General features: G+C 64.4%; 8 protein-coding genes and 2 tRNA genes. 7 read left to right on the forward strand and 3 right to left on the reverse strand.

Features of this window, described 5'->3' with window-relative positions; genetic code table 11:
* Positions 1-160: 160 nt before the first annotated feature.
* Positions 161-733 (reverse strand): TetR/AcrR family transcriptional regulator, encoded by a 573-nt coding sequence (locus tag CXR03_RS15100; RefSeq protein WP_104104541.1) that lies wholly within the window; start codon positions 731-733, stop codon positions 161-163.
* Positions 734-951: 218 nt separating this feature from the next.
* Between CXR03_RS15100 and CXR03_RS15105 the strand changes: the two genes are divergently transcribed.
* The gene (locus tag CXR03_RS15105) at positions 952-2316 is read left to right on the forward strand and encodes a YibE/F family protein (protein WP_104104542.1); all 1365 of its coding nucleotides are present in this window, start codon (positions 952-954) and stop codon (positions 2314-2316) included.
* A 15-nt stretch (positions 2317-2331) separates the two neighbouring features.
* Here the strand turns inward: CXR03_RS15105 and CXR03_RS15110 are convergent, their stop codons facing one another.
* Entirely contained in the window at positions 2332-3786 is a 1455-nt protein-coding gene (locus CXR03_RS15110; protein WP_104104543.1) for a short-chain fatty acid transporter, read from the reverse strand.
* Positions 3787-4015: 229 nt separating this feature from the next.
* On the opposite strand from CXR03_RS15110, the gene dusB reads away from it, so the two are divergent.
* The 5 genes from dusB (at position 4016) to CXR03_RS15135 (ending at position 12627) form a co-directional block, all read left to right on the forward strand.
* Entirely contained in the window at positions 4016-5188 is a 1173-nt protein-coding gene (dusB, locus tag CXR03_RS15115; RefSeq protein WP_104055331.1) for a tRNA dihydrouridine synthase DusB, read from the forward strand.
* A gap of 6 nt (positions 5189-5194) precedes the next feature.
* Entirely contained in the window at positions 5195-6478 is a 1284-nt protein-coding gene (locus CXR03_RS15120; protein WP_104104544.1) for a deoxyguanosinetriphosphate triphosphohydrolase, read from the forward strand.
* A 155-nt stretch (positions 6479-6633) separates the two neighbouring features.
* On the forward strand, positions 6634-10338 hold the full coding sequence (locus CXR03_RS15125; protein WP_104104545.1) for a thioester domain-containing protein: 3705 nt from the start codon (positions 6634-6636) through the stop codon (positions 10336-10338).
* 143 nt (positions 10339-10481) lie between these two features.
* A complete protein-coding gene (gene dnaG, locus CXR03_RS15130; protein WP_104055334.1) occupies positions 10482-12491 on the forward strand; it encodes a DNA primase in 2010 nt (669 codons plus the stop codon).
* Between the two features lie 63 nt (positions 12492-12554).
* Positions 12555-12627, forward strand: a tRNA-Asn gene (locus CXR03_RS15135).
* Between the two features lie 68 nt (positions 12628-12695).
* Here the strand turns inward: CXR03_RS15135 and CXR03_RS18725 are convergent.
* Positions 12696-15683 (reverse strand): endo-1,4-beta-xylanase, encoded by a 2988-nt coding sequence (locus tag CXR03_RS18725; protein ID WP_258073676.1) that lies wholly within the window; start codon positions 15681-15683, stop codon positions 12696-12698.
* 318 nt (positions 15684-16001) lie between these two features.
* Here CXR03_RS18725 and CXR03_RS15145 point away from each other — a divergent pair.
* Positions 16002-16074, forward strand: a tRNA-Asn gene (locus CXR03_RS15145).
* The last annotated feature ends 3 nt before the right edge of the window (positions 16075-16077 follow it).

The following is a 16077-nucleotide window of genomic DNA, read 5'->3' on the forward strand; positions in this document are numbered from 1 at the left end:
CCGCCGTCGTTGTGCGTGAGGGAGCCGGCGCCGTGCAGTGCGTCCGGTCCGTGGCCGGCGTCCCTGGAACACCTAACGGGCTTACAAGCGACGTTTAGCCCCCGTATCTGTACTAGGGATGCATGCAGATGTTCCATCTACACACTTGGGCAAAACAAGCCTAGGCAGCCAGCCGGCCGGAGATCCCGTACAGCACCGATTCAGTGACTTCATCCAGTGAACGCTCCGGATTGAACACCAGCCAATCAAGTCCGCCGATCAAAGCCGCACCAAACACGCTGCCGGCCACCAGCTCCAGGCGGCCGTCCATCTCCGCCGGGGGAGAGGTCTCCCGGATGGGGATGATGAACTCGCCCAGGACTTCACGGCGAAGCAGTTCCAGGGAGGGCTGCCAGGCGCGGTCGGTCCGGAAGATCTCGGCGGCCAGGAGCCGGGCCAGGGCGCGGTTGTCGGCCACCGTTTCCAGCAGGGCGCGGACCATGGCCTGCAGGGCCGGCCACCCCGTGAGTGCGGAGCGGGCACTGCGCACCGTTTCCGCCAGCACCCCCACGCCCTCCAGCAGCAGCTCCTCGAACAACCGGTCCTTGGACGTGAAGTTGTAATAGACGCTGCCCTTGGCGACGCCGGCCCGCTCGGCAACGTTCTCCATGGTGGTTCCGGTGATGCCGTTGTCCGCCGCCAGCTCCAACGCGGCCTCGAGGATTGCGCGCTTGGTACCTGACTGGCGTGGCATGGAAACGTTCCTTCTTCTTTGTGATGGCCTGCTTCGATCTTAGAGGTCCGGGCCGGCCGCGGCATTTCAGCACCCGGCAGGCCGGGGAAGCCCAACTTGGGAGAAAACGTCCGGACTTGGGACAATGATGCCGATCCGAGTTTCCTGCGCCCGTCCTCCGGGCTGCAACCCCGCGCCACCTCCGTTGCATGTCCGTGCCAGAGCCGAAGGACCCTCCCATGGGACACAGTCATTCCCCGCACTCCGATGAGCCGCCGTCCCCGGCAGCACTGGCCGCCCGGCGCCGCGCCAACCTCCTGCTGACCTGGATCCTGGTTCCGCTGGGGCTGCTGGCCGTTATCGGCATGGTCCTGCTCTGGCCTTCCGGGGACCGCACCGGCATCACGGTGTCCGATCCCTACGCCACCGCAGACGGCGTCACCTTCGAAACCGGCAAGGTCCAGCGCGTCAGCGAGGAGAACTGTCCGTCGTCGCAGGCCCTGGTCAATGCCGGAGGAACAGCCCAGCAGTGCCTGGTGGCGTACACGGTTCCGAACTCCGGGGGCACCACCATCCAGGTGGAAGTTCCGCCTGAGGTCGCCAAGGGAGGCGCCGTCGAGGCAGGCGACACCATCCGCTACCTGAATCTTGAAGCAATCATGGCGCAGGGCGGAGGCGCACCGCCCTACGTTTTCGTGGACTTTGTCCGCTCCATTCCCATGGCAGCGCTGACAGTGCTCTACGCGGGCGTGGTGATCGCCGTCGCGCGCTGGCGGGGGCTGCGTGCCCTGGTTGGGCTCGCCGGCGCCTACGCGGTGCTCGCCGGATTCATCCTGCCCGGGCTGGTGGAGGGCAAGCCGCCGCTGCTGCTGGGGCTGATCGGTTCAAGCGTGATCATGTTCGGTGTCCTGTACTTTGCGCACGGCTTTACGGCGCGGACGTCGACGGCGCTCCTGGGGACGCTGTTCGGACTGTCGATCACGGCCTGCCTGGCGGCCTGGGCGACCGATGCAGCACACCTGGTGGGGGTCGACGACGAAAACGCGTACACACTCATCAACTCCTCGGACAATATCTCCGTGTCCGGGATCATCCTGTGCGGGCTGATCATTTCGGGCCTCGGTGTGCTGAACGACGTCACCATCACGCAGTCCTCCGCCGTGTGGGAGATGTACGAGCTGGCGCCCGGAGCGAGCGCCAGGCGGCTCTTCTCCGGGGCCATGCGGGTGGGCCGGGACCACATTGCCTCCACCGTCTACACCATTGCCTTCGCCTATGCGGGAGCGGCGCTTCCGGTGCTGATCCTCGTCTCGCTCTACGACCGGCCCTTCCTGGACAGCATCACCAGCGGTGAACTGGCCGAGGAAGTAATCCGGACGCTGGTCGGCTCCGTAGGGCTGGTGCTTGCGATCCCGGTAACCACGGCCATCGCCGTTCTGGTGGTCAAGGCGGTGGGTATCAAGGGGATTGCGCACGGTACGGAGGCAACGCATGACGCCGGCGGGACGCTTCCGGCGCACGCAACGCACGACGACGGCGGGACGCCTTCCCGTCCCGCCGTCGATGCACCGCCAACGCGGCGCTCGCTGCGCAACCGGCCCTGACCTTGCCGACGTAACCTACGGCGCTGTCGGAGCCGGGGCAGGAATAACCGGCGGCTCGAAGGTGAACGTCATGCCGAGCAGCCAGACCAGCAGCAGGACGACGGGCAGGTGGATGATGAACTGCAGGAAGGTGAATCCCACCAGGTCCCTTGCCCGCAGCTTCAGTACGGCCAGGAGGGGGAGCATGAAGAACGGATTGATCAGGTTGGGCAGCGCCTCGGCAATGTTGTAAATCTGCACCGTCCAGCCAAGGTTCATCTCCACATCGGTGGCGGACTGCATCACATAGGGAGCTTCCACCAGCCACTTGCCGCCGCCGGAGGGCACAAAGATGCCCAGAATGACTGTGTAGAGCGCAATGACGACGGCGAATGCTCCGCCGGCGCCAATGTTGGTGAAGAACGTGGCCAGATGCTCGGAGAGGGTGGTCCCGCTGCCGCCTTCGGCTTTTGTGAGGATCGCAGCCATTGCGGCGTAGAGCGGAAACTGCACCAGGATGCCGGCGGTGGCGGGAACTGCCTTGGTGACCGCCTGCAGGAAGTTCCTCGGCGTGCGGTGCAGCACCAGACCCAGGATCAGGAACACCAGCAGATAGCCGTTAAGGCTGGAGATCACGCTGAGGAACGGTTTGGTCACGAACTGTGAGACCAGCCACCCGGCGGTCAACAAGCCCATGAGCATCGGCAGGATGGGGCTGTACTCCAGCCATTCTCCGGGACGCTCCCGGGTGGCGGCAGGCTCGGGCGTGTCGTCCAGGTCCACGCCCAGTTCCGTAGCGGTGCGGATGGCTTCGCCCTTGGGGGCTGATAGATGCGCGATCACGGTGGTCAGGACAATGAGGATGGCGCATGTGAGCAGCGACTGCCAGGTGAAAATGGTCTTGCCGAAGTCCAGGACGCCGGTGACTTCCAGCAGGGCCGGTGGCAGCGACGCCGCAGTGGCTTGCAGCTGTGCGGCCGAGGAAGACAAACCCAAAGCCCACACGGCACCAAGGCCCATGAAGGCGGCCGCGCCCAGCGCCCGGTAATCGACGCGAAGGTCCGTGCGCCGGGCAATGGCACGTGCCAGCAGCCCGCCGAAGACAATGCTCAGGCCCCAGTTCAGGAAGGACACGGACATGGACAGGAACGCCACGAAACTGACGGCGGTGGTGGCGGTCTGCGGAACCCGGGCCAGCCGGGCGATGAGCTTCGCCACCGGGGGAGAGGTGGCCACGACATAGCCGGTCAGGACCACCATGGACATCTGCAGGGTGAAGGCGGTCAGGTCCCAAAAGCCGTTGCCGAAGGAGTCCGCCACGTCCTGCGGCGTGGATCCGTTGAGCAGGGCCGCCAGGGCAACAATGACCACTCCGGCCAGGGCGAAGATGTACGCATCGGGAAACCACTTCTCGGTCCAGCGGGCCAGGGCCTGGGCAACTCTGGCCAGGCCTTTCTCGGAGCCGGCCGAGCGGGTGGTGGCGGTAGACATGACAAAGACCTCATTCTGGTTGCGGCAGTGAAACCGAAGGGTGCGGATGGACGGCCTGCAGCGGCGGAAAGGGGTCAATGTGATGCAGGCCACCCGAACGCTAGGGGTGTCAGTGCAGAGATGTCAATCAGCTTCCTGAGCAGGCACAACAGTCCTCATCCGCGACACGCTGCCGGAAGGTTCCCCACAACCCTCAGCAGGATTTGCACCGGCTTGCGAGAATGGGGGTGTGACTGTTTCATCCCCAGAACTCAAGCTCGAGCTGCCGCCGCTGCAGCTGGGCCCCATTACCGTGGACACGCCGGTGATCCTGGCACCCATGGCCGGCATTACCAACAAGGCTTTCCGGCGGCTCTGCCGCGAATACGGCGGCGGCCTGTACGTCTCGGAGATGGTCACCTCGCGTGCCCTCGTCGAGCGCTCGCCGGAGTCCCTGCGCATCATCGAGCACGACGACGACGAATTGGTCCGCTCCGTCCAGCTCTACGGCGTGGACCCTGTTACCGTCGGTGCCGCCATCCGCATCCTCGTGGAGGAAGACCGCGCCGACCACATTGACCTGAACTTCGGCTGCCCCGTCCCCAAGGTCACCCGCAAGGGCGGCGGATCGGCCCTGCCTTGGAAGCTGGACCTGTTCACGGCCATCGTGCAGACCGCGGTGAGGGAAGCCTCCAAGGGCAACATCCCGCTCACCATCAAGATGCGCAAAGGCATCGACGAGGATCACCTGACCTTCCTTGAGGCCGGCCGCATCGCCCGCGACTCGGGTGTTGCCGCCGTCGCCCTCCACGGCCGCACCGCATCCCAGTTCTACTCCGGCAAAGCCGACTGGAACGCCATCGCCGAGCTGCGCGAAGCCCTGCCGGATGTGCCGGTACTGGGCAACGGGGACATCTGGTCCGCTGAGGACGCCATCGCCATGGTGCGCCAGACCGGCGTCGACGGCGTCGTCATCGGCCGCGGCTGCCAGGGCCGGCCGTGGCTCTTCGGGGACCTGCAGGCGGCCTTTGAGGGCAGCGACACCCGGCACCGCCCGGGACTGAAGGAAGTTTCCGAGAGCGTCTACCGGCACGCCGAACTGCTGGTGGAAACCTTCGGCGGCGAAATGATGGCGCTGCGGGACATCCGCAAGCACATGGCCTGGTACTTCAAGGGCTACGTGGTGGGCGGCGATCTCCGCGCCCAGCTCGCCACCGTCCCCACGCTCGAAGTCCTGCGCGAACTGCTGGACCAGCTGGACCCCGAGGCCCCGTATCCCGGCGTTGACGCCGAAGGCCCCCGCGGCCGTGCGGGCTCACCCAAAAAGACAGCGCTGCCGGAGAACTGGCTGGAATCGCGGGAGCTCAACGCCGCGCAAAAGTCCATCATCTCCGCAGCGGAACTCAACATCTCAGGCGGCTAAACACCCATGACCTTTCCGCAGGCTTTCCAAACCGCAGGCTATACCGATGTTGACCTTGCACGCTGGGTCACCGAGCCTGCCAAGAACACCAACCGCACCCAGTTTGGCCGGGACCGTGCCCGGGTGCTGCACTCCTCGGCGCTGCGCCGGCTCGGCGCCAAAACCCAGGTGGTGGCTCCGGACACTGACGACTTTGTCCGCACCCGCCTGACACACTCCCTGGAAGTGGCTCAGGTGGGCCGCGAACTGGGCAACGCGCTCGGGTGTGACCCCGACGTCGTCGACGCCGCCTGCCTCTCGCATGACCTCGGGCACCCGCCGTTCGGACACAACGGCGAGACGGCGTTGAACGACATTGCCCATGCCATCGGCGGGTTCGAGGGCAATGCGCAGACCCTGCGCCTGCTGACCCGGCTGGAACCCAAGATCATCGCACCGGACGGCAGCCCGGCCGGCCTGAACCTCACCCGGGCCTCCCTGGATGCTGCCTGCAAGTACCCGTGGTCCATCGCTGATGCGCCGCTGGTGAACGGCCACCGGACCACCAAATTCGGCGTCTATGAAGATGACCTTCCTGTCTTCAGCTGGCTGCGCGACGGCGCCCCCGCCGGCCGCTCCTGCCTGGAGGCGCAGGTCATGGACCTTGCCGATGACATTTCCTACTCCGTGCATGACGTTGAGGACGCCATAGTGGCCGGCCACGTGCAGCTCAAGTGGCTGGACAACCCGGACCAGCGCGCCCGGGTCATCGGTTACACCCAGCAGTGGTACCTGCCCGGCACCGAGGGAGCGGCGATTGAGGAGGCCCTCAAGCGGCTCGAAACTGATCCGGTGTGGGTCCGCGAGTCCGACGGCAGCCGCAAGTCCATGGCCGCGCTCAAGGACATGACCAGCCAGCTGATCGGGCGGTTCTGCAACAGTGCATTGGAAGCCACCCGCCTTATCTACGGCACTGATCCGCTGACCCGGTACAACGCCGAAATGGTGGTTCCGGAGGAGACCCAGCTGGAGATCGCGGTCATGAAGGGCCTGGCCACCACCTTTGTGATGACCACTGACCAGCGCCAGCCGTTGTATGAACGCCAGCGCGAGATCCTCACAGCCCTGGTAGCCCAGCTGGCCGCCACGGGGGATCGGCATCTGGAACCCATGTTCGCTGCCGATTGGCGGGAAGCGGCCGACGACGGCGCCCGGCTGCGCGTGGTCGTGGACCAGGTCGCCTCACTCACTGACGGGTCCGCGCTGGCACTGCACGAGCGGCTGGTGGGTCCGGTTCCGGCGCTCTGGTAAAAACATCTGGTTGTCTCGGATAAAAAGCCCTGTTGACTCTGGCGGAGCCCGGAGTGTCTCGTTAGTGTTTCGGATCTGAGGTGTAACATTCACCCCTTCGGTTACCACTGGCCGCAGGAGCACCTCTACCGGACAACTCTCACGGGGGACTCTTCATGAGCGACCAGCCACACGTCAACGTCCGCCGCCGTCGCCGTGGATCGCCCCCGCAGCCTTCCCGTATGCGGAACTGGGCGGGGATCCTGCTCGCTCTGCTGCTTGTGGCAGCCCCGCTGGGAGCTCCGGCCAACGCCACCCTGAAGCCTGGCGGCCCGTTGCGAGGCGCGGCCACGTCCGATGTGACGGACATCAGCATCAGCTCAACCGGTGAAGGACAAGCTGTCAACGGGGCATTGCCCCCGTTGGGAACCGATTGGCCGGTCACGGAATACCCGACCGTCATCCCTCCAACCTATGAGCGGGAGGACGTGTCCTTCGCCGGAATCATCAATACCCAAGATGTCACGGGCGAAAACACGGCGCAGATGTACTGCATAGATTTGCGGACGGAAACCCGGGTGGGGCTGGGATACACGAACGGCACGTGGGATGAATCCAATGTGCCGAACATCGGGTACGTGGAAAGGATCCTGAACACGTACTATCCGACTACTGATGCTCCTGCAGGCCTGGACATCAATCAGAAGGCTGCCGCCGTGCAGGCCGCCATCTGGTTCTTCACGGACGGCTTCGTCGTCAACCCGCGGCACCCGCTCTACAACACCGTGTCCAACATCGTTGCCGAGACTATTGCCGGCGGGGTGCAGCCCGAACCGCCAGCCCCCGACGTCACCATTACCCCCGCCAGCGCCGTAGGCCCAGTCAACGGAGTTGCCGGCCCGTATACGGTGGCCGCAGAGAATGCCGCTGAGGTGACGGTCATCGTGGATGACGGGTTCAGCCTTTATTCTGATGCGGCAGGCAACGATCCGCTTCCGGAGACTGTTCCCAGCGGTACTCAGGTCTGGGTTCGCAGCGACTCGGGGAGCACCGGGCCTGCTGAAATCACGGCGCGGGCGGCGGTGACAGTGCCCACGGGAAACGTGTTCCTCTATGACGGAGCTACACCGGGCACAGCCGCCGCCCAAAAACTGATCCTGGCTGACACTCAGGTTCTGAGCGCAAACGCCACGGCGTCGGCCGAATTCTTCGAAACCGGTTCCCTCCAGGTCACCAAAACCATCGCCGGTGCCGCTGCCGGCAGCCAAGGTGATGTGGTCATCAACATTGACTGCGGCCCGGACTACCAGTTCACCTTCACCGTGCCGGCCGGAAGCACCGGATCCTTGACCTCCGACACGTTCACCGACATCCCGGTGGACACCGTCTGCACCATTACCGAGCCAACCAACGGCTCCAGCACCAGCGTCTCGGTCATCACCGACCTTCCGGGGCCTCAGACCATTACTTCGGGCGACACCGTCACAGCGACCGTCACTGATACCTACACCTTTACGCCCGGAACCCTGGCAGTCCGCAAGATCGTGACCGGAACTGCAGCAGGAGCCCAGGGCGAAGTACAGATCTCAGTAGTGTGCACCTCGGACGGCGCTACGGTCCTGGACACCACCGTGACCATTGCCGCCGGTGAGACAGAGCCGGAAGCCTCGGAGTTTCCCGGCCTCGCCGCGGGCACGGAGTGCTCGGTGACGGAAACTGTGAACGGTGAAACAGAAGCGGTTAGCGTCACTGTCTCCGGGGAGGGCACAGTAACTGTCCCCGCCGGCGGCAGTGTGGAAGCCACCATTACCGATACCTACGAGTTCCGCCCCGGAACATTCGCGGTCCGCAAGGACATCGCCGGGGACGGCGCCGGACGCCAGGGTGAAGTGGTCCTGACGGTTACCTGCACCTCCGGTCTCAGCGAGACCATCACCATTCCTGCGGGAACCACTGAACCGACAACCGAGGAATATGAGAATCTGCCGGCCGGAACCAGCTGCACGGTCACGGAAACCTCGGACGGAACCAACGCTGAGGTCAGCGTCACCACAGTTATCGATCCCGCCGGTGGAACCGTCACCATACCGGCGGGCGACGGCGTGGAAGTGACGGTCACCGACACCTACACGGTCAATCCCGGCGCGCTCACACTGAACAAGGTGATCGCCGGGGCTTCCGCAGGGCAGCAGGGCCAGGTGGAGATTCTCGTGACCTGCACCCTGGACGGCGCCACCACCGTGGAGCAGACTGTCACCATCGATGCGCAGGCCACCGGCACCATCGCCACCCCCATTATCGACATTCCGGAAGGCAGCACCTGCGCCGTCACGGAACCCGTCACCGGAGAGACCGAGACCATAGAGGTCTCCGTTGACTTGCCCACCGCCGTCGTCATTGCGGCAGGGGCCACGGCCACGGCAACGGTGACCAATACCTACTCGCTGAAGCCCGGCATATTGGTAGTCACCAAGGTGATCGGGGGCGAAGCAGCCGGCAACCAGGACGTAATCCAGGTCCGTGTCATCTGCACCTCGGAGGGGGCTACGGTACTGGACGAGGTGTTCCAGGCACCTGCCGGAGCCACCGGACAGGGCTCGGGCAGGTACACCAACATTCCCGCCGGAGCGTCCTGCGACGTTACGGAGCCTCAGACCGGCGAAACCGAGTCAGTCCTGGTGGAAACCATCCTGCCGGACCCGGTGACGATTCTTGCCGGTGAGACTGTTGACTCCACTCTGACCAACACCTATACCTTCGCTCCTGGGACGTTGACGGTCACAAAGATCATCGACGGGGAGGCTGCGCTTGAGCACGGAGAGATTGTCCTGCAGGTCCAGTGCGGACCGGACGGGTCGGTGCTGGATGAGACGGTGACGATCCCGGCAGGGACGGTTGTTCCGGAGCCTGCAGTCTTCGAGGATCTGCCTGCCGGTACGGAGTGCACGATCACGGAGCCCACAACAGGTGCTACGGAGACGGTCCAGGTCAGCACGGTCCTGCCGGATCCGGTGACTGTTCCTGCCGGCGGAGGGACCGAAGCGGCGGTAACCAACACCTACACCGTCGCTCCCGGCTCTTTGACTGTTACCAAGTCCATTGCGGGTGAAGCGGCAGGTCAGCAGGGCGAAGTCGTCCTGCAGGTGCTGTGCGGTCCGGACGGGTCGGTGCTCAATGAGACGGTGACGATTCCGGCCGGGACACAGGATGACGTGACCACCACGTTTGAGGACCTTCCGGCCGGGACTGAATGCGCGGTCACTGAACCTACCAGCGGCGCTACCACTGAGGTTTCCGTGGTTACCGAGATTCCTGATCCGGTGACGGTTCCGGCAGGCGGCTCCATTGCGGCCACGGTCGCCAACACCTACTCCTTCACGCCGGGAACCCTGGTGGTCACCAAGGTCATTACCGGCGACGCGGCGGGTGCACAGGGCGAAGTCGTCCTGCGGGTTCGGTGCGGACCGGACGGCACGGTCCTGGATGAAACGGTGAGTATCCCGGCAGGGACCACGGGAAACGTCAGCACCGGATTCGAGGGCCTGCCCACCGATACCGAGTGCACGGTGACCGAACCTGCCGGCGGCGGAACCAGTACCGTCAACGTGGCAGCGGAGCTTCCGGAACCGGTCATGATTCCGGCCGGCGGCGGAGTTGAGTCAACCGTCATCAACACCTACAGCCCGGTTGTCGCTCCGACGCCGAAACCCACCCCGGCACCGGTCAAGCCGGCCCGTCCGGATCTGCCCTCCACCGGTGCCAACGGAACCGCCGGCTTCCTCGCCGCCGGGGCCGGACTGCTCCTGGTCGGTGGCCTCGCAATGGCTGCCAGCCGCCGCAGGGCAGACAGCGCGGAGGATGGCAGCACGGATCAGCAGTAACCCGATGTAGTTATCCAAGAGGATCCCGCTCAGCCGATGGCCGGGCGGGATCCTCTGTGTGCGGGACCTTGGTGCACTGGATCCCTGGGCGTGCCGCGCGTCACCAGCCACGGCGGTTAGGGCAGGAAGAATAGACTGGAGGCATGGCCGGCCTGATTAAACGCGAAGACATTGACGAAGTACGCTCCCGCACCGACATCAAGGCCGTGATTGACGGCTACGTGACGTTGAAGTCCGCCGGCATCGGATCCTACAAGGGGCTGTGCCCGTTCCACGACGAGCGCTCGCCGTCCTTCCACGTCCGGCCCCAGGTGGGCACCTACCATTGCTTTGGCTGCGGCGAGAGCGGCGACGTTATCTCCTTTGTCCAGAAGATGGACCACGGAACGTTCTCGGAGACGGTGGAGAAGCTCGCCGCGCGGCTCGGCTATGAACTGCACTATGAAGACGGCGGAACCGGACCGCGCCGCGAAGACGTCGGCAAGCGGCAGCGCCTGCTCGATGCCCACAAGATCGCCGCCGAGTTTTTCGCCGCCCAGCTTCGCACCCCCGGAGCGCAGGCCGCCCGGGACTTCCTGCAGGAACGCGGCTTTGACCCGGCAGCCGCAGCCCACTTCGGCGTGGGCTATGCACAGCAGGGCTGGGACACCCTGCTCAAACACCTCACGGACAAGGGCTTCACCCGAGAGGAACTGGCCGGCACCGGCATGTTCTCCACCGGGTCCGACGCCTCCCGCTTCTACGACCGGTTCCGCGGCCGGCTGATCTGGCCCATCCGCGACCTGACCGGAGCCGTGATCGGGTTCGGCGCCCGCAAACTCTACGAGGATGACCAGGGACCCAAATACCTGAACACCCCCGAGACCGCGCTCTACAAGAAGTCCCAGGTCCTCTACGGCATTGATCTGGCCAAGCGGTCCATCGCCAAGGACCGGCAGATCGTCGTCGTCGAAGGCTATACGGACGTTATGGCCTGCCACCTCGCGGGCATCACCACCGCCGTCGCCACCTGCGGCACCGCCTTTGGCGAGGACCACGTCAAGATTGCCCGCAGGCTGCTCTCCGATGACGGTTCCGGGGGAGAGGTGATCTTCACCTTTGACGGGGACGCCGCGGGACAGAAGGCTGCGCTGAAAGCCTTCGATCTGGACCAGCGCTTCACGGCACAGACCTATGTGGCCGTAGACCCGGAGGGCATGGACCCCTGCGACATCCGGCAGAAACACGGAGACACCGCCGTCGCCGAGCTTATCCGCTCCCGGCGGCCGCTGTTCGAGTTTTCCATCCGCTCCACGCTGCGCAAATTCGATCTCAATACAGTTGAAGGCCGCGTGCAGGCCCTGCGTGCCGCAGCACCGGTGGTGGCGGAAATCCGCGATCCCGCCATGCGCCCGGCCTACGCCCGCGAGCTCGCCGGCTGGCTGGGCACCGACGTCGACGATGTCACGCGCGCCGTCTCGTCGGCTGCCAAACGCCTGCGGGAAGGCGGTACGCACGGCAAGTCCGCTCCGTCCGCTGGTGGGCGCGACGACGCCCGCGGCTCCCAGCACGAGTCCCGGGACCGCCGCGGCCAGCAACAGGCCCAGCAGGGGAGCCGCCAAAGCTACCAGCAGCCTCAGGACAACGGCGGCGGTTACGGTCAGTCCGTGCCGGAACCGGTACTGGAGGAACCGGTCTTTTCCCGGCCGGACCCGAGGGATCCCGCCGCCCGCATGGAGCGGCAGGCATTGGAAGTGGCCCTGCAGCAGCCGGGACTGCTGGATGAGGGGCAGTGGGAACGCTTCAAGGCGGCCCGCTTCTCCGTTCCGGCCTACCTTGCCGTGCACAACGCCATCATTGCCGCCGGGCATGCCGGCACCGCCCCGGCACAATGGGTGGAACAGGTCCGTCAGGAACTGCCGGACACCCTCCGCGACTTCGTCAGCGAACTTGCCGTAACACCGCTGCACGCCCGGGACAACGATGCCCTGCAGCGGTACTGCCGGGACATCCTCAACCGGCTGTTCGAACTTCAGGTGACACATCTGAAAGCCGAGAAACTGGGCCAGCTGCAGCGGCTCGATCCGTCGGCGGACCCGGCCCTGTTCCAACAGTTGAACCGTGAGCTGATGGAGCTGGAAATGCAGCGCAGGGCGTTGCGGGGAGACCAGTAAGGGCCCCTGACAGGCACCGATTTCGCTTCCCCGCAAAACCTCTGTAGAGTAGTACTCGCGCTTTCCTCCGTAGCTCAATTGGCAGAGCATTCGACTGTTAATCGAAGGGTTACTGGTTCAAGTCCAGTCGGAGGAGCAAATGAATGAGGCCCGAACCGGGAATACCGGTTCGGGCCTCATTTTTTTATGCGGGTGATGCAGCGGTCAGTGCCTTCCGGAGTGCCTGTGCTTCTTCACCACCACGTCGAAGCTGTTGGTCCTCGTGTTCCCGGCTGCATCCGTGGCTGTGCAGGTGACCGTGGTTGTCCCCACGGCGAAGGAGCCGCCGCGTCGCGGAGAGCAGTTCACCGGCACCTTTCCGTCAAGGGTGTCGATTGCCGAGGGCAGCGGGTAGGACACTTTTACCCGGCCGGCACGCTTCGCGTAAGCCACCACGTCCGGCTGGTCGGCGATCCGCGGAGCCAGGACGTCGGCGGGCCGAGCCGGTAGTTTCGCGGGATCCACGATGCCCCAGTAAGCCGGTGTGACCTGCAGGTCATCGTCGAACGGGAGCGGCTGCTCCCACGGCCGGGCCATCGGCCAGGTCCGCAGCCAGCTGCGTGCGTTGCTGATGCCCCAGAACGTTACCGAATCGATCGCCGAACTTTGCCTGCGCAGCATGGCGAACAAGTCGCGGTAGTAATAGCCCACTTCGGCTGCGGCATCGGCGTCGTTCTCGAAAGCCGGACTGTAGGGGTCCACGGGTGCTCCGCCGACGTCCGCGCCCTGGTTCTCGGTGGAGGCGTTTACGTCGAGCTCAGTGATCGCCTGAAGGAGGTCCGGATTGACCTTCTCAACAGCCCGTATTGAGTCCTCGAGCCACTGGACCGGACGGGCGACGTCGACGTGGGCCTGATGCCCCACACCGTCGATGGGCACGCCGCGGGCTTCCAATGCACGGATCAGGTCGAGATAGTCCGCCCGTTTTGCGGGCATTTCGGTGTTGTAGTCGTTGATGAAGAGCTTGGCCTCCGGGAAGTACCGGTCGGCGAGACGGAACGCCTCGTCGACATAGCGCTCCCCAAGGATCTGGAACCAGCGGCTGTCCCGCATATCGTGCGGGTTGGCGGTGTCACCGTCAGCGATCGTCTCGTTGACAACATCCCAGGCCCAGATGGGGCTGTCCCCGTTCGGGTAGCGGGCGTCGATGTGATCCGCGATGCCCTTGATGTGGGCCTCCATGCGCGCCTTCAACAGGGCCCGGTCGGCTGGATTGCCGGTCAGGTCCCGGGAACCGTCCTTGAAGAACCATTCCGGGGTTTGGGAATGCCAAACCAGCACATGCCCGTACACCTGGACATTGTTGGCGTCCGCGAAATCCAGCAGCTGGTCAAGTTGGGTGAAGGTGAACTGTCCTTCGACGGGCTGCACACTCTCGGGCTTGCCGGCGTTCTCGGGCGTAAAGGCGTTGAAATGCTTCCGCATGAGGTTAGCTGCGCTGCCTGCTGTCTCGCGCGCGTCGATCGCTGCTCCCACATGTTCAATTCCCTGCGCACCGAGGACATCCTTCAACGCGGGGACATTGGTTTGGATGGGGATCTCCGGAACCTCAGCGAGACTGAAGTCATCGAGCAAATAATCCACTCCGGCCGTTCCTTCGACGTACACCTGTGCTTTGTCCGCAGCCGCACCGAGGGTGTATGTGCCCGTGAGCTCGGTCCAGCCGTCGGCGGTGACAGAGGCGGACGCGCCGGCAACGCCCTCGTAGGCGCTGCCGCCGCCGTTGTCACGCTGAACGGAGATCTTCAGCGAAGCCGGCTCCTGTCCGGGGGCGAGTTTGGCCCACACGGAGATCCGAACGGCGGCGCCGACAGGCAGGGCGCCGGTGACGTCGAGTGCGGCACCGTGCCAGTCCTGGGAGCGGTTCGTGACCAGCAGGTTACCGGTCCCGGTGCGGGCATCAGAGCCTTGTTCAATCAGCACGCCGTCCCCGCGGGCCGCCCATCCGTCGGTCCCCGTCTCGAAGCCGGATGACACGCCGCCGGGAGTTTCGCCGGTGGGCGGCGGCTGCGACCCGCCTCCATCGTCAGGGACCGAAGAGGGATCCTTCAAGGTTTTCCGCAGGGCATAGTACGCGGGCTTCCGCGTGAAGTCCTCCTCCATGACTGTTGCCTCACCCTCACCGGCGAAGAACACCGGAACCCAGGAGTACTTGTCCGTGAAGCCCCAAATGGTAAATGAGTTGCAGTCCTCGACTGACAGGCAGGCCTTGAGGGCACGCTGGTAGTAGTCCGCCTGCTGCGCGAGCTGCTCAGGGGTTGGCTCGGTGCCGGCAACAATGTCCATGCGGACATCGATTTCCGTAATGGCCGTTTCGAGGCCCAAATCATCAAAGCGCTGCAGGTTGGCCTGAAGGGCGTCGGGGAAGCCGTACCGGGTGCTTAGATGCCCCTGGATGGCGAAGCCGTCAACCTGCACGCCCTGTGCCTGCAGCCGGGGGATGAGTTCAAGGTAGGCGTTGCTCTTCGGGTTGATGTCCTCGACACCGAAGTCGTTGAAGAAGAGCTTCGCCGAAGGGTCGGCCTCATGTGCCCATTGGAAGACGTCGGCAATGATGTCCGGTCCCAGCTCCCGGAGCCAGATGTTTTCAGTGGTGCGCAGGGTTCCGTCGTCGTTGAAGATCTCATTGGCTACGTCCCATTGCTGGATTTTTCCGGCATACCTGCCCACCACGGTCTGCACATGGTCCTTGAGGATCCCGCGGAGCTCCTCTTTCGAAAAGTTTCCCTGCTCCAGCCACTCCGGATTCTGGCTGTGCCAGAAGAGAGTGTGGCCGCGCACTGCCTGCTTGTTCTTTTGGGCGAACCGAACAATCGAATCCATTTCGGCGAAGCGGTAGACATCCTTTTCCGGATGGATGAATTCCCACTTCGCCTGGTTCTCCGGTGACACTGAATTGAACTCAGCGGCAAGCTGCCTGCGGTATTCCTTGTCGAAGGTAAAGGGATCGGGGTAGTCCTGGGTCTCGTGGTGACCGCCGCCGGCAACGGCTGAACCAATGTTGAAGTCCTTCGGTGCGGCTCGGCGCAGGGTGTCTTGTTTGGACTGTCCCGGTGGACGCTTTCCATCCTGCTGCACGGCCACCGCCGGAACCGTCGGCAGGACCAGCGCCGAGGTCAGAAAAAGAGCGGTGAGTAAACGCGGTACCTTCATGGAACTCTCCCTTGAGTACATTGCGGGGCCACCAAGACGGCAGCCAAAGTTGGCGCTTGGGTTCGAAGCATGCCCGAAGCGGCGTGGGGAACGGTATGAACGTCCCCGGACGGGGTCAACAGCAATAGCTGCTGTTGACGGGTAAATCCAGGCTTCCCATTGCACTTCCACCGGCGGGACTGATATGGCGGTTGTTGGCCCGCGCCGGTGTTTGGGCGCAGTGTCGATCGCCGGTCGGGGGAACGGGGTGATGAGATCCGGAACACACCTGGATGTGCATATACACACCAAAAACCCTGTATAGTAGAACTCGCGCTTTCCTCCGTAGCTCAATTGGCAGAGCATTCGACTGTTAATCGAAGGGTTACTGGTTCAAGTCCAGTCGGAGGAGCAA

It is taken from the genome of Arthrobacter sp. 08Y14, from assembly GCF_002929455.1.
Classification (GTDB): Bacteria; Actinomycetota; Actinomycetes; order Actinomycetales; family Micrococcaceae; genus Arthrobacter_B; species Arthrobacter_B sunyaminii.

Coding starts and splice junctions, on each gene's coding strand:
- CXR03_RS15100 (WP_104104541.1), bottom strand. CDS start 733: ATGCCACGCCAGTCAGGTACCAAGCGCGCAATCCTCGAGGCCGCGTTG.
- CXR03_RS15105 (WP_104104542.1), top strand. CDS start 952: ATGGGACACAGTCATTCCCCGCACTCCGATGAGCCGCCGTCCCCGGCA.
- CXR03_RS15110 (WP_104104543.1), bottom strand. CDS start 3,786: ATGTCTACCGCCACCACCCGCTCGGCCGGCTCCGAGAAAGGCCTGGCC.
- CXR03_RS15120 (WP_104104544.1), top strand. CDS start 5,195: ATGACCTTTCCGCAGGCTTTCCAAACCGCAGGCTATACCGATGTTGAC.
- CXR03_RS15125 (WP_104104545.1), top strand. CDS start 6,634: ATGAGCGACCAGCCACACGTCAACGTCCGCCGCCGTCGCCGTGGATCG.
- dnaG (WP_104055334.1), top strand. CDS start 10,482: ATGGCCGGCCTGATTAAACGCGAAGACATTGACGAAGTACGCTCCCGC.
- CXR03_RS18725 (WP_258073676.1), bottom strand. CDS start 15,683: ATGAAGGTACCGCGTTTACTCACCGCTCTTTTTCTGACCTCGGCGCTG.